Origin of the sequence: Pseudomonas ovata (genome assembly GCF_003131185.1) — a bacterium.
GTDB lineage: Bacteria > Pseudomonadota > Gammaproteobacteria > Pseudomonadales > Pseudomonadaceae > Aquipseudomonas > Aquipseudomonas ovata.
This window is the reverse complement of record NZ_QFFU01000016.1, coordinates 41,459-55,140: the sequence shown is the minus strand read 5'-3', so window position 1 is coordinate 55,140 and position 13,682 is coordinate 41,459. Positions and strand designations below refer to the sequence as shown.

General features: G+C 63.8%; 10 protein-coding genes and 1 tRNA gene. 7 read left to right on the top strand and 4 right to left on the bottom strand.

Annotated features, from left to right (window positions below):
* Nucleotide 1: 1 nt before the first annotated feature.
* From DGA31_RS19525 to DGA31_RS19500, 6 genes are read left to right on the top strand one after another with little or no spacing between them, the layout of a single operon-like run.
* A complete protein-coding gene (locus DGA31_RS19525) occupies nt 2-3,553 on the top strand; it encodes an indolepyruvate ferredoxin oxidoreductase family protein (RefSeq protein WP_421957989.1) in 3,552 nt (1,183 codons plus the stop codon).
* 53 nt (nt 3,554-3,606) lie between these two features.
* Nucleotides 3,607-4,788 carry an isovaleryl-CoA dehydrogenase gene (locus DGA31_RS19520; protein ID WP_109513670.1) on the top strand — a complete coding sequence of 394 codons (1,182 nt, stop codon included), beginning with the start codon at nt 3,607-3,609 and terminating at the stop codon, nt 4,786-4,788.
* A gap of 25 nt (nt 4,789-4,813) precedes the next feature.
* Nucleotides 4,814-6,421, top strand: a complete 1,608-nt coding sequence (locus tag DGA31_RS19515) for a carboxyl transferase domain-containing protein (RefSeq protein WP_109513669.1) — start codon at nt 4,814-4,816, stop codon at nt 6,419-6,421.
* A gap of 28 nt (nt 6,422-6,449) precedes the next feature.
* On the top strand, nt 6,450-7,238 hold the full coding sequence (locus DGA31_RS19510; protein ID WP_056837093.1) for a gamma-carboxygeranoyl-CoA hydratase: 789 nt from the start codon (nt 6,450-6,452) through the stop codon (nt 7,236-7,238).
* Between the two features lie 35 nt (nt 7,239-7,273).
* On the top strand, nt 7,274-9,187 hold the full coding sequence (locus DGA31_RS19505) for an acetyl/propionyl/methylcrotonyl-CoA carboxylase subunit alpha (RefSeq protein WP_109513712.1): 1,914 nt from the start codon (nt 7,274-7,276) through the stop codon (nt 9,185-9,187).
* Entirely contained in the window at nt 9,184-10,086 is a 903-nt protein-coding gene (locus DGA31_RS19500) for a hydroxymethylglutaryl-CoA lyase (protein WP_056837097.1), read from the top strand. The genes DGA31_RS19505 and DGA31_RS19500 overlap by 4 nt, the downstream gene beginning before the upstream one ends.
* Before the next feature lie 102 nt (nt 10,087-10,188).
* On the opposite strand, the gene DGA31_RS30855 is transcribed toward DGA31_RS19500, so the two are convergent.
* The 3 genes from DGA31_RS30855 to DGA31_RS19490 form a co-directional block, all read right to left on the bottom strand.
* Nucleotides 10,189-10,281 carry a hypothetical protein gene (locus DGA31_RS30855; RefSeq protein ID WP_421957987.1) on the bottom strand — a complete coding sequence of 31 codons (93 nt, stop codon included), beginning with the start codon at nt 10,279-10,281 and terminating at the stop codon, nt 10,189-10,191.
* Nucleotides 10,282-10,474: 193 nt separating this feature from the next.
* Nucleotides 10,475-10,933: an Hsp20 family protein gene (locus DGA31_RS19495; RefSeq protein ID WP_109513668.1), complete on the bottom strand. Its 459-nt coding sequence runs from the start codon at nt 10,931-10,933 to the stop codon at nt 10,475-10,477.
* A gap of 310 nt (nt 10,934-11,243) precedes the next feature.
* Nucleotides 11,244-11,331: transfer RNA gene (locus DGA31_RS19490), tRNA-Ser, on the bottom strand.
* 136 nt (nt 11,332-11,467) lie between these two features.
* Between DGA31_RS19490 and DGA31_RS19485 the strand changes: the two genes are divergently transcribed.
* Complete coding sequence (locus DGA31_RS19485; RefSeq protein WP_056837108.1) at nt 11,468-12,142, top strand: Bax inhibitor-1/YccA family protein; 675 nt, start codon at nt 11,468-11,470, stop codon at nt 12,140-12,142.
* A gap of 53 nt (nt 12,143-12,195) precedes the next feature.
* Here DGA31_RS19485 and solA read toward each other — a convergent pair whose 3' ends face one another.
* Nucleotides 12,196-13,365, bottom strand: a complete 1,170-nt coding sequence (solA, locus tag DGA31_RS19480; protein WP_109513667.1) for an N-methyl-L-tryptophan oxidase — start codon at nt 13,363-13,365, stop codon at nt 12,196-12,198.
* Nucleotides 13,366-13,682: the final 317 nt, after the last annotated feature.

The window sequence follows — 13,682 nt, the reverse complement described above, 5'->3', positions numbered from 1 at the left end:
TGTGTCGACCGTCACTCCAACGCTTGATGACAAGTACCTGCAAGCCTCGGGCACGGTCCTGATGACCGGCGTGCAGGCCCTGGTCAGGCTGCCGATGATGCAGCGCCAGCGCGACCTGGCAGCGGGGCTCAACACCGCAGGCTTCATCTCCGGCTATCGCGGCTCGCCCCTGGGCGGCTTCGACCAGGCCTTGTGGAAGGCCCGCGAGCACCTCAAGACCCAGCACGTCACCTTTCACCCAGGGCTCAACGAAGACCTGGCGGCGACCTCGTTGTGGGGCACCCAACAGGTCAACCTGTTCGAGGGCGCGCAGTACGACGGCGTGTTCGGCATGTGGTACGGCAAGGGCCCGGGCGTCGACCGCTGTGGCGACGTGCTGCGCCATGCCAATGCGGCCGGCACGTCACAGTTTGGTGGCGTGCTGGCCATTGCCGGTGACGATCACGGCGCGCGTTCCTCTTCACTGCCGCACCAGACCGAGCACATCTTCAAGGCGGTGATGATCCCGGTGCTGGCGCCGTCGGGGGTGCAAGAGTACCTCGACTTCGGCCTGCACGGCTTTGCCATGTCGCGCTACTCGGGCTGCTGGGTGGCCATGAAAGCGGTGGCCGACACCGTCGAAAGCGGCGCGGTGGTCGACGTCAGCCTGGACCGGGTCAATCCGGTGATCCCCGATTTCGAATTGCCCGCCGGCGGCCTGAACATCCGCTGGCCGGACCCGCCGCTGGCGCAGGAACAGCGCCTGATGGAGCACAAGCTGTACGCCGTGGCCGCCTATGCGCGGGCCAATGGCCTGGACCGCATCGTGCTGGACGCGCCGCGTGCGCGGATCGGCATCGTCACCTCCGGCAAGTCGTACCTCGACGTCTGCCAGGCGCTGAAGATCCTGGGCATCGATCAGGACCGCGCCGCGCAACTGGGCCTGCGGGTGTACAAGGTCGGCATGGTCTGGCCGCTGGACGCCGAAGGCGTGCGGCACTTTGCCGACGGGCTGGAAGAGATCATCGTGGTTGAGGAAAAGCGCCAGATGATCGAATACCAGCTCAAGGAAGAGCTGTACAACTGGCGCGAGGACGTGCGCCCGCGCATCGTCGGCAAGTTCGACGACAAGGGCGAGTGGACCCGGCCGCACACCGACTGGCTGCTGCCGGCCACCAGCGACCTGACCCCTTCGCAGATCGCCCGGGCCCTGGCCAAGCGCATCCTGCGTTATCACCAGAGTGGCGAATTGCAGGTGGCCCTGGCGGTGCTCGAAGCCGGGCTGGCCGCCAACCAGCGCTTCACCACGCTGATGGACCGCCTGCCGCATTACTGCTCGGGCTGCCCGCACAACAGCTCGACCAAAGTGCCCGAGGGCAGCCGCGCCCTGGCCGGCATCGGTTGCCATTACATGGCCGCCTGGATCTACCCGCAGACCAAGACCTTCAGCCAGATGGGCGGCGAGGGCGCGGCCTGGATCGGCCAGGCGCCGTTCACCCGCACCCCGCACGTGTTCGTCAACCTGGGCGACGGCACCTATTTTCACTCCGGGTTGCTGGCCATTCGTGCTGCGGTCGCGGCCAAGGTCAACATCACCTACAAGATTCTCTACAACGACGCGGTGGCCATGACCGGCGGGCAGCCGGTGGATGGCTCGTTGAGCGTGGCGCAGATTTCCCGGCAACTGGCAGCCGAAGGCGTGCAGCGCATCGTGGTGGTCACCGACGACACCGAGCGCTACAAGACCATCACCGACCTGGCGCCTGGCGTACCGGTGCTGTCCCGTGCACAAATGGACGAGGTGCAAACCTCCCTGCGCGAGTACCAGGGCGTGTCGGCGCTGATCTACGACCAGACCTGCGCTGCCGAAAAACGCCGCCGTCGCAAGCGCGGCAAGTTTGCCGACCCGGCGCGCCGGGTGATGATCAACGAGGCGGTGTGTGAAGGCTGCGGCGACTGCAGCAGCCAGTCCAACTGCATGTCGGTGACCACGGTGCAGACCGAGTTCGGCAGCAAGCGCGAGATCGACCAGTCGTCGTGCAACAAGGACTTCACCTGCCTGGAAGGCTTCTGCCCCAGCTTTGTCACCATCGAGGGCGGTGCGCTGCGCAAACCCAAGGCACTGGCCGACCAGGAACGCTGGGACCTGCCGGAGCCTGAAGTGGCAGCGCTGGCGCAACCGTTCAGCATTCTGATCACCGGCGTCGGCGGCACCGGCGTGGTGACCATTGGGGCGTTGCTGGGCATGGCCGCGTTTATCGAAGGCAAGGGCACCTTGAGCCTGGACATGGCCGGCATGGCGCAGAAAGGCGGTGCGGTGTGGTCGCACATCCGCATTGCCGCGCACCAGGACCAGTTGCATGCACCGCGCATCGCCGAGGGCGAAGCCAACCTGCTGCTCGGGTGCGACCTGGTGGTCAGTGCCAACACCGAGACCCTGCTGAAAATGCGCCAGGGCGTGACCTTTGCCGTGATCAACAGCGAAGAAAGCCTGACCGGCACCTTTGTGCGCACCTTCGCCCGGCAAGCCGAAAGCGGCGATGTCCAGGCCCACCCGGACCCGATGTTTCGCACTGCCGACATGGCCCGGCAGATCAGCGAAGCGGTCGGCGACAAGCAGGTGCAGTTTCTCAATGCCAGCCGCATCGCCACCGCCCTGATGGGCGACTCGATTGCCACCAACACCTTCATGCTCGGCTTTGCCTGCCAGAAAGGCTGGCTGCCGGTGACCGAAGCTGCGCTGCTCAAGGCCATCGAACTGAACGGTACGGCGGTGGCCTTCAACCAGGCCGCCTTTGCCTGGGGACGCCGTGCAGCGTTCGACCTGCCACGAGTGCAGGCCAGGATCGACGAGGCGCAGGTCAAGAGCGCCGACCGGGTGCTGTCGCAGACGCTGGCCGAGCAGGTCAGCCGCCGGGCCGACTTCCTCACCCAGTACCAGAACGCTGCACTGGCCCGGCGCTACACCACCCGCGTCGACGCCTTCGTCGCTGCCGAAACCCGTCTGGTTGGCCATGCCGGCCCGCTGAGCGAGGCGGTGGCGCGGCACTATTTCAAGGTGCTGGCAATCAAGGACGAGTACGAAGTGGCGCGGCTGTATACCGACGGCCAGTTCCTGAAAAAGATCGAGTCGACCTTCGAGGGTGACTACCGCCTGCGCTTTCACCTGGCGCCGCCGGTGCTGAACACCTCCGGAGCCGGGCAAAAAGCCAAGAAAACCTACGGCCCATGGATGCTCAAGGCGCTGCGCCTGCTGAGCCACTGCAAGGCGGTGCGCAATACCTGGCTCGACCCGTTCGCCCGCACCCATGAACGCAAGGCCGAACTGGCTTGGCAGCGCGAGTACGAGAGCCTGCTGGATGAACTGCTCGGCGGCCTGAACGCCGGCAACCTCACCCTGGCCCTTGAGCTGGCCCGCCTGCCGGACGCCGTGCGCGGCTATGGTGCGGTCAAGGACCGCTACCTGCAACACGCCCGGCAGCATAAGGACACCCTGCTCGCGCAGTGGCGCAACCCGGTGCTGTTTCACGAGGTGGCAAATCCTGCGACCCGCATTGCCGCCGCGCAGCTGTAAACGCACTGATCTACCCTCATACCTATAAGAATCGATAAGGACGGAGAACCGACATGAGCCATCTACCGGGACTGAATTTTTTCCTTGGCGAAGAGATCGACATGCTGCGCGACGCCGTGGCCGGTTTTGCCGCCAAGGAAATTGCGCCACGCGCCGAAGAGGCCGACCGCACCGACCAGTTCCCCATGGACCTGTGGCGCAAGTTCGGCGACATGGGCCTGCTGGGCCTGACCGTCAGCGAAGAATATGGCGGCGCGGGCATGGGCTACCTGGCGCACATGATCGCCATGGAAGAAATCTCCCGCGCCGCCGGCGGCATCGGCCTGTCGTACGGTGCGCACTCCAACCTGTGCGTCAACCAGATCAACCGCAACGGCACCGACGAACAGAAGCGTCGCTTCCTGCCCGGCCTCATCAGCGGCGAACACATCGGCGCGCTGGCCATGAGCGAGCCCAATGCCGGCTCTGACGTGGTGTCGATGAAACTGCGCGCCGACCGCCAGGGCGACCGCTACGTGCTCAACGGCACCAAGATGTGGATCACCAACGGCCCCGATTGCGATGTGCTGGTGGTCTACGCCAAGACCGACCTGGCCGCCGGCGCCAAGGGCATGACCGCATTCATCGTCGAAAAGGGCGCGGCCGGGTTCTCGGTGGCGCAGAAGCTCGACAAGCTGGGCATGCGTGGCTCGCACACCGGCGAGCTGGTGTTCCAGGACGTGGAAGTGCCACAGGAAAACGTACTGGGTGGCGTCGGCGAGGGCGTCAAGGTGCTGATGAGCGGCCTGGACTACGAGCGCGCCGTGTTGTCCGGTGGCCCGCTGGGCCTGATGCAGGCGGCCATGGACGTGGTGGTGCCGTACATCCACGACCGCAAGCAGTTCGGCCAGAGCATCGGCCAGTTCCAGCTGATCCAGGCCAAGATGGCCGACATGTACACCACCCAGCAGGCCTGCCGCGCCTACCTGTATGCCGTGGGCAAGCACCTGGACGGGCTGGGCAGCGGCCATGTGCGCCAGGTGCGCAAGGACTGCGCGGGGGTTATCTTGTATGCCGCCGAAAAGGCCACCTGGCTGGCCGGCGAAGCGATCCAGATCCTGGGCGGCAATGGTTATATCAACGAGTTTCCGGTGGGCCGGCTGTGGCGCGACGCCAAGTTGTACGAGATCGGCGCCGGCACCAGCGAAATCCGCCGCATGCTGATTGGCCGCGAGCTGTTCAACGAAACGCTTTGATGCCCATAACAACAAGAGGCGGCCAATGAGCACACTCAAGACCCAACTCAACCCCCGTTCTGCCGACTTCCAGGCCAACCGCGAAGCGATGCTGGCGCAGGTCGAGGCGCTGCGCACCCTGTTGGCCCAGGTGCACGAAGGCGGTGGCGCCAAGGCCCGGCAACGGCATGTGGCCAAGGGCAAGCTGCTGCCACGCGAGCGCATCGACCAGTTGCTCGACCCCGGCTCGCCATTTCTTGAAATCGGCGCCCTGGCCGCCTGGGAGGTGTACGGCGAAGACGTCGCCGCCGCCGGTGTGATCGCCGGCATCGGCCGCATCGAAGGCGTCGAATGCATGATCATCGCCAACGACGCCACCGTGAAGGGCGGCAGCTACTACCCGCTGACAGTCAAGAAACACCTGCGGGCCCAGGACATTGCCCGGCACAACCGTTTGCCGTGCCTGTACCTGGTCGATTCCGGCGGCGCCAACCTGCCGCGCCAGGACGAGGTGTTTCCCGACCGCGACCATTTTGGCCGGATCTTTTTCAACCAGGCCAACCTCAGTGCCCAAGGCATCCCGCAGATCGCCGTGGTCATGGGCTCGTGCACCGCCGGCGGCGCCTACGTGCCGGCCATGAGCGACGAAACCATCATGGTCGCCCAACAAGCGACGATTTTTCTTGCCGGCCCGCCGCTGGTCAAGGCCGCCACCGGCGAGGTGGTCACCGCCGAAGCCCTGGGCGGCGCGGATGTGCACTGCAAGACCTCGGGGGTGGCCGACCATTACGCTGAAAACGACGCCCACGCCCTGGCACTGGCGCGGCGCTGCGTGGCCAACCTCAACTGGCGCAAGCTGGGGCAACTGGACTGCGTGGCCCCCATCGCGCCGCGCTATGCAGCCGACGAGCTGTATGGCGTGATCCCGGCCGACACCAAGCAGCCATTCGACGTGCGCGAAATCATTGCGCGCCTGGTCGATGACTCGGCCCTTGATGAGTTCAAGGCGCTGTTCGGCACTACGCTGGTGTGCGGCTTTGCACGGCTCAACGGTTACCCGATCGCGATCCTGGCCAACAACGGCATCCTGTTTGCCGAGGCCGCGCAAAAGGGCGCGCACTTTATCGAACTGGCCTGCCAGCGCGGCATCCCCTTGGTCTTTCTGCAGAACATCACCGGTTTCATGGTCGGGCAAAAATACGAGGCTGGCGGCATTGCCAAGCACGGCGCCAAGCTGGTGACGGCCGTGGCCTGCGCCCAGGTGCCCAAGTTCACCGTGATCATTGGCGGCAGCTTCGGGGCCGGCAACTACGGCATGTGCGGGCGTGCGTTCGACCCACGCTTCCTGTGGATGTGGCCCAACGCCCGGATTGGCGTGATGGGCGCGCAACAGGCTGCCGGCGTGTTGGTGCAGGTCAAGCAGGAGCAGGCAGAGCGTGCCGGCCAGACCTTCAGCGCCGAAGATGAACAACGCCTCCGGCAGCCGATCGTCGAGCAATACGAGCGCCAGGCCCATGCCTTTTATTCCAGCGCCCGCTTGTGGGATGACGGTGTGATTGATCCAGCGCAGACCCGCGAGGTGCTGGCGCTGGCCTTGTCGGCCAGCCTCAACGCCCCGATCGAGCCGACCCGCTTCGGCGTGTTCCGCATGTAAGCCGGCGCCCCTGCTCAAGGACAGAACGATGAGCCATTTCACCACCTTGCAACTGCAGCGCGACCCTCGTGGGGTCGCCACGCTCTGGCTGAACCGGCCGGAGAAAAACAACGCTTTCAATGCACAGATGATCCATGAGCTGATTACAGTATTGCGCCAGCTCGACGCTGACGAGACCGTGCGCTTCCTGCTGCTGCGCGGGCGCGGCAAGCACTTCAGTGCCGGGGCTGACCTGGCCTGGATGCAGGCCGCCGCCGGCCTCGATTACGCGGCCAACCTCAAGGACGCGCATGAGCTGGGCGAGTTGATGAGCCTGCTGTATCACCTGCCGTTTCCGACCCTGGCCGTGGTGCAGGGCGCCGCCTTCGGCGGTGCGGTGGGGTTGTGCGCCTGTTGCGACATCGCCATTGGCGCCGTGGACGCGCTGTTCAGCCTGTCCGAGGTGCGCATCGGCCTGGCACCGGGGGTCATCAGCCCGTACGTGGTGCAGGCCATCGGCGAACGCGCCAGCCGCCGCTATGCCTTGAGCGGCGAACGTTTCAGCGGCGAACGCGCCCGTGAGCTGGGCTTGCTGGCCGAGGTCTATGCGGCTGACGGGCTTGAGGCGGCAGTCGAGCAATGGACCGCCACCTTGCGGCTTAACAGCCCGCAAGCCATGCGGGTGTGCAAGGCATTGCTGCAGGATGTCGGCAGCGGCGTATTGAGCGAGGCCTTGCGCCTGCGCACGGAAAACACCATCGCTGGCATCCGGGTCAGTGAGGAAGGCCAGGAAGGCCTGAATGCCTTTCTTGAAAAACGCCCCCCCTCATGGGCTTGATCGACCTTGACGTCCCCCTCGACAGAGCGAATGCCATGAACACAACCACAATCACCACGCTGCTGGTCGCCAATCGCGGCGAGATCGCCTGCCGGGTCATGCGCACCGCCAAGGCGCTGGGGATCACCTGCGTGGCGGTGCACAGTGAAATCGACCGTCACGCCCGTCATGTGCGCGAGGCCGATATCGCGGTCAACCTGGGCGGCGCCAGGCCCGCCGAAAGCTACCTGTCGATCGAGCGCATCATCGAGGCGGCCCGTGCCACCGGTGCGCAGGCGGTGCATCCGGGCTACGGTTTTTTATCCGAGAACGCCGGCTTTGCCCGCCAGCTCGAAGCGGCCGGGCTGATATTCCTCGGCCCCCCGGCCAGCGCCATCGAAGCGATGGGCAGCAAGTCGGCGGCCAAGTCATTGATGGAACAAGCCGGTGTGCCCCTGGTGCCCGGTTACCACGGCGAAGACCAGAGCCTGGACACCTTCCGCCGTGCCTGCGCAACCATCGGTTACCCGATGCTGCTCAAGGCCACCGCCGGCGGGGGCGGCAAGGGCATGAAAGTGGTCGAGCACGAAGGCCAACTGGCCGAGGCGCTGTCGTCCGCCCAGCGCGAGGCGCAGTCCTCGTTTGGGGACGCACGCATGCTGGTGGAAAAATACGTGCTCCAGCCACGGCACGTCGAAATCCAGGTGTTCGCCGACCAGCACGGTCATTGCCTGTACCTCAATGAGCGCGACTGCTCGATCCAGCGCCGGCACCAGAAGGTCGTCGAAGAAGCGCCGGCCCCGGGCCTGTCGCCTGAGCTGCGCCAGGCCATGGGCGAGGCGGCGGTGCAGGCCGCCCAGGCCATCGGCTATGTTGGCGCCGGCACCGTGGAATTTCTGCTCGATGCACGCGGTGAATTTTTCTTCATGGAAATGAACACCCGCCTGCAGGTCGAGCACCCGGTGACCGAGGCCATCACCGGCCTTGACCTGGTGGCCTGGCAGATCCGCGTGGCCCGTGGCGAGCCGCTGCCGATCACCCAGGCGCAGGTGCCGCTCAACGGCCATGCCATCGAAGTGCGCCTGTATGCCGAAGACCCCGAGGGCGGCTTCCTGCCGGCCAGCGGTCATCTGGACCTGTACCGCGAACCTCAGCCGGGACCGGGGCGTCGGGTCGACAGCGGCGTCGAGCAGGGCGATGAGGTCTCGCCGTTCTACGACCCGATGGTCGCCAAGCTCATCGCCTGGGGCGAGAACCGCGAAGAAGCCCGCCAGCGCCTGCTCGCCATGCTGGCCGAAACGGTCATCGGCGGCTTCAAGACCAACCTGGCTTTTCTGCAACGCATCCTGGCCCACCCGGCGTTTGCCGAAGCGCAGCTGGACACCGGCTTTATCGAGCGCCACCACGCACAGCTTTTGCCAGCGCCTGGCGAACTGCCTGAAGCGTTCTGGCAACAGGCGGCGAGCGGCTTGCTCGACACTGATACTGTCCGGCAGCGTGCTGACGACCCGCATTCACCCTGGGCCAGCCGGCATGGCTGGCGCAGCGGCCTGCCTCAGGCCTGTGCCGTGACGCTGGTGTGCGGTGAGGTCACGCAGCGCGTACTGCTCGAACCGCAAACGTGCGGGACGGTCAACCGCGCAGGCCGGGTGCGCCAGGGCGACACCTTGTATGTGCGCTGGGGCGTGCAGTGGCACGCGGTGCGCCGCTTCGATCCGCTGGCTGCCGTCCAGGCCGGCCATGGCCATCAAGGCGGGCTGGCCGCGCCCATGAACGGCAGCATCGTCAGGGTCCTGGTCGAGGCCGGCCAGATCGTGGAGGCGGGCGCCGCACTGGTGGTGCTCGACGCCATGAAAATGGAGCACAGCATTCGTGCGGCCGAGGCCGGGACCGTGGCGGCCGTGTATTGCCGCGAAGGCGAGCTGGTCAGTGAAGGCACCGTGCTGGTCGATATGGAGGCCGCCTCATGAACCTGCCTACCCATGTACGCCTGGTGGAAGTCGGCCCCCGCGACGGGCTGCAGAATGAACAGCGCCCGCTGGGGCTCGAACAGAAAATCCAGTTGATCGACCGCCTCTCGGCCACCGGCCTGAGCCATATCGAAGCCGGCAGTTTCGTCTCGCCCAAGTGGGTGCCGCAAATGGCCGGTAGCGCCGAAGTCTTTGCCGGCATCACCCAGCGGCCCGGTGTCACCTACAGTGCGCTGACCCCTAATTTGAAAGGGCTGGAAGCCGCCCTGCAGGCCGGGGTCAAGGAAGTCGCCGTGTTCGCGGCCGCCTCCGAGGCGTTCTCGCAACGCAATATCAACTGCTCGATTGCCGAGAGCCTGGCGCGCTTCGTGCCGGTGCTGGAGACCGCACGGCGTCACGGCGTGCAGGTGCGTGGCTACGTGTCCTGCGTGCTGGGGTGTCCTTATGAAGGGCAGGTGGCGCCCGGACAGGTGCGCTCGGTCGCCCGCGAACTGTACGAAATGGGTTGTCATGAAATCTCCCTGGGCGACACCCTGGGCGTCGGCACCGCCTCGGCCACGCGCACCTTGCTCGATGTCGTCAGCCGGGACGTGGCCCGCGAACACCTGGCCGGGCACTTTCACGACACCTACGGCCAGGCCGTGACCAATATCTACGCCAGCCTGCTGGAGGGCATCAGCGTGTTCGACAGCTCCGTGGCCGGCCTCGGCGGCTGCCCCTACGCCAAGGGCGCCTCCGGCAACGTGGCCACCGAAGACGTGTTGTACCTGCTGCACGGCATGGGGATTCAGACCGGCGTCGATCTGGACAAGGTGGTGGCGGCGGGAAACTTCATCTGCGAACAACTGGGCCGCAGCAATGCCTCGAAGGTGGCGGCGGCCTGTGCGGCGGGGGCGTAGGGGGATTTCGACAGGCATAACCTGCGGTTTATGTAAAACACCTGAATCAAGACAGGGTACCTACATCAGAGACATCGTACCCATTCTTGGTTTTACTCATATTCAAGGCGTACTTTCTCGCCGGCCCGGCCAACCAAGCAACGGATATTCGTTGTCCTGATGAATTTTCATGGCCTGGGGCAGGAAGGCTCGCAAGGCGCCTTCAGGTAAAAGATTGCTGAGTACAGGGTTGCAGATATTCAGGCGCTATAGTGAATACGTTTTTCCCGCTGGAGTACCCGGCAACGTACCTCATCCGCTCGCCCTTGAGCGTCAGCTGCTATGAGGCCGCATCAATCGGTCTTGCAACGTGCAAAAAAAGGCGCTCCGAAGAGCGCCCCTTGACTGCTTATTGCAAGCTGACCGTCTTGAGGTCGGGCTTCGATGAGCCGCCGATCTCGATGCGACGGGGCTTGGCTTCTTCCGGCACGATGCGCTGCAGTTCAATGCTCAGCAAGCCATTGTTCAATGCCGCGCCCTTGACTTCGATGTGATCGGCCAGGCGGAATGACAACCGGAATGCCCGTTGGGCAATGCCTTGGTGCAGGTAGGTGACTTCCTTCTCGGATTCACGCTTGCCTCCGGCCACGGTCAGCACACCGTTCTCGACCTGGATGTCCATGTCCTGCTCGGTCAGGCCGGCTGCCGCAATCACGATCCTGTATTCGTTGTCGCCATGCTTCTCGACGTTGTGAGGAGGGTAGGCGTTTCCGGCCTCGCTACGGAGCGCCGATTCGAACAGGTCGTTGAAGCGATCAAAACCGACTGACTGACGGAACAGGGGAGCCAGCGAAAGATGAGTAGCCATTTCAAAATCTCCTGAGTGTTCTCCAAGTGATTTAAGACGTGACCCGTTTTCGGCATCACGTACCGCAAATATAAGAACGGCAAAACGGCTTTCAAGGGCAGGAAATAGAAAATTTCAGACAGGCTGGCGGCGTGTTTGATAACGACGCGTTATAAGAGCAAGGCCGCGCAATGGGCGGGGCTTGAGGGCGGGCGAGGGGGGCAAAGGGGCGGTTCAGTGTCGAAAACCCGTTTCAGATCAACGCTTTTGCCTTGACCAAACCCCGGAAACGACAAAGCCCTGAACGATCAGGGCTTTGTGCTATCAAAGATGGCGGAGGCATAGAGATTCGAACTCTAGGACCTGTTACAGTCGGCAGTTTTCAAGACTGCTGCCTTAAACCACTCGGCCATACCTCCACTTTTGCTGCGGGCGCCATAATACCCGAATGTAACAAGCTGTCAAACTCTCCCGGTGGTGAGTCAGGGCGCCTCTGTTATGATCTTTGCAACTTGTCATTTCACAGCAAGCTTATCAACTGTAAGGAGCTTCGCCATGCGCGAACAGGATTACGTTCTCAAAACCGGTACGCAGGAGGCCGACCAGCTCGAGGTCAGTCGTGTCCTGCGCAACACTTACGGCCTTCTGGCCCTCACCCTGGCCTTCAGCGGCGTCATGGCGTTCGTTGCCCAGCAGATGGGCGTGCGCTACCCGAACGTGTTCGTGGTGCTGATCGGCTTTTATGGTCTGTTCTTCCTCACCGCCAAGCTGCGTGATTCGGTCTGGGGTATCGTTTCGACCTTCGCCCTGACCGGCTTCATGGGCTTTATCCTGGGCCCGATCCTCAACCGCTACCTGGGCATGACCGGTGGCGCTGAAGTGGTCGGTTCGGCGTTTGCCATGACTGCCCTGGTCTTTGGTGGCCTGTCGGCCTACGTGCTGATGACCCGCAAGGACATGAGCTTCCTGGGCGGCTTCATCACCGCAGGCTTCTTCGTGCTGCTGGCGGCCGTGCTGGCCAGCCTGTTCTTCCAGATCAGCGGCCTGCAACTGGCGATCAGCGCAGGTTTCGTACTGTTCTCGTCGGCCTGCATCCTGTTCCAGACCAGCGCGATCATCCACGGTGGCGAGCGTAACTACATCATGGCGACCATCAGCCTGTATGTATCGATCTACAACCTGTTCATCAGCCTGTTGCAGATCTTCGGCATCATGAGCCGCGACGACTAATCGTCACCTGGCCTCACAAAAAGCCCGCGCAAGCGGGCTTTTTGCTGTTTACGTCAATTGGCAAAGCGTTGCAGGGAAAAGGCCGAGAGGTCGATGTCGCTGGCGCCCTGCACGCAGCGCTGCGCCAGGGCCTCGCCCAGTGCGGCTGAATGCTTGAAGCCGTGCCCGGAGCAGGCCGAGACCACGGTGACGTTGCGCAGGCGCGGGTGTTCGTCGACGATGAAGTGGTAGTCGGGGGTCACGGTGTAGGTACACACCGAGGACTTGGTCACCGCTGGCCGCAGGCCGTCAATCTTGCCCAGCACCTGTGTGCGGTACATGGCCTGGACCTGATTGTCATCGACCGTACGGTCCAGCGCCGCAGGGTCGCAGGCCTGGTGGTACTGCTCGGTGGCCATCTTCATGCTGCCTTCGCCAGGCAGGGGCGGGAAGCCATAACTGACGTCGGTAAAGCCTGGCCCGTGGGTGAGAATGAAGCTGGGTGAGTGAGCGGCAAATACGCCAGGGGCTTCAATCTCGAACCAGTACAGCACTTGCCGGCAGACCCGCAGCAGTGAATCGAAGGGCGCGCCCAGCAGGCCGGCCGTCCACATCCCGGCAGCGATAATCACCTTGTCGGCCAGGATCGTGCCCTGGTCGGTGCTGATCTGCACTGCCGTACTGACATTCTCCAGCGCCGTGACCGTCTCGTTGACCCGCAGAGTGGCGCCGTGCTGCGCTGCCTGTTGCAATTGCACGGCAATGCATCGTTCCGGGCGCAGGTAACCGCCCTCGGGCTCGAAATAGCCGATGGCACTGTCCAGCACCGGGGCAAACTGTGCAAAGCGTTGGCGGATTGCCCTGGCGTCCAGGACCTCGTGATCAATGCCATAGGCTTGCGCCAGGGCGATGGTCCTGTGGGTAAAGTCGTCGGCGTCCCTGGGGTCGTAGCGTGGGCTGGAGGTCATCACCAGCACGCCGCACTGCTCGAACAGCGGCTCACCCGACAAAGCCTCCAGCTCGCGCCACAGCTGGTGCGAGCGTTGCACCAGCGGCAGGTACTGCGGCCCCTCGCCATTGGACAGACGAGTGATCCGTGTGTCGCCATGGCTGGAGCCCTGGGTATGCGGTGGGGCATAGCGGTCGATACCCACGGCCTTCACGCCTGCCTTGGCCAGTTGGTACAGCGTAGCGGCACCCATCGCGCCCAGGCCGAGCACGGCCACCTCGTAATGCTGCTGCATGGTCGGTTCGCCTTGGAAAAGGGCATCATTTCAACGGCAGGCCGATGAAAAATCAATGCCTTATCGAAGGCCGCAGCCGATCTGAAGCCTGCTGGTCCCTTTAGTCGATGTGACCATTGGTCGCTTGCTTTTATTTGTCATTTAGGGTTCGAAAAAGCTTCAAAAGTTGTCCACGAAAATCGTGGGTATGTCTGTGGGTAACTTTGCGAAACCCTTGTGTAGCGGGGTGTTTGGGGGTGTGGTTAATTTTTGATCAGTGCTTGATTCGGCCTGATGGCTGCACAGGTCAGAAGCTTTTTCAACTGCGAAAGCGAGCC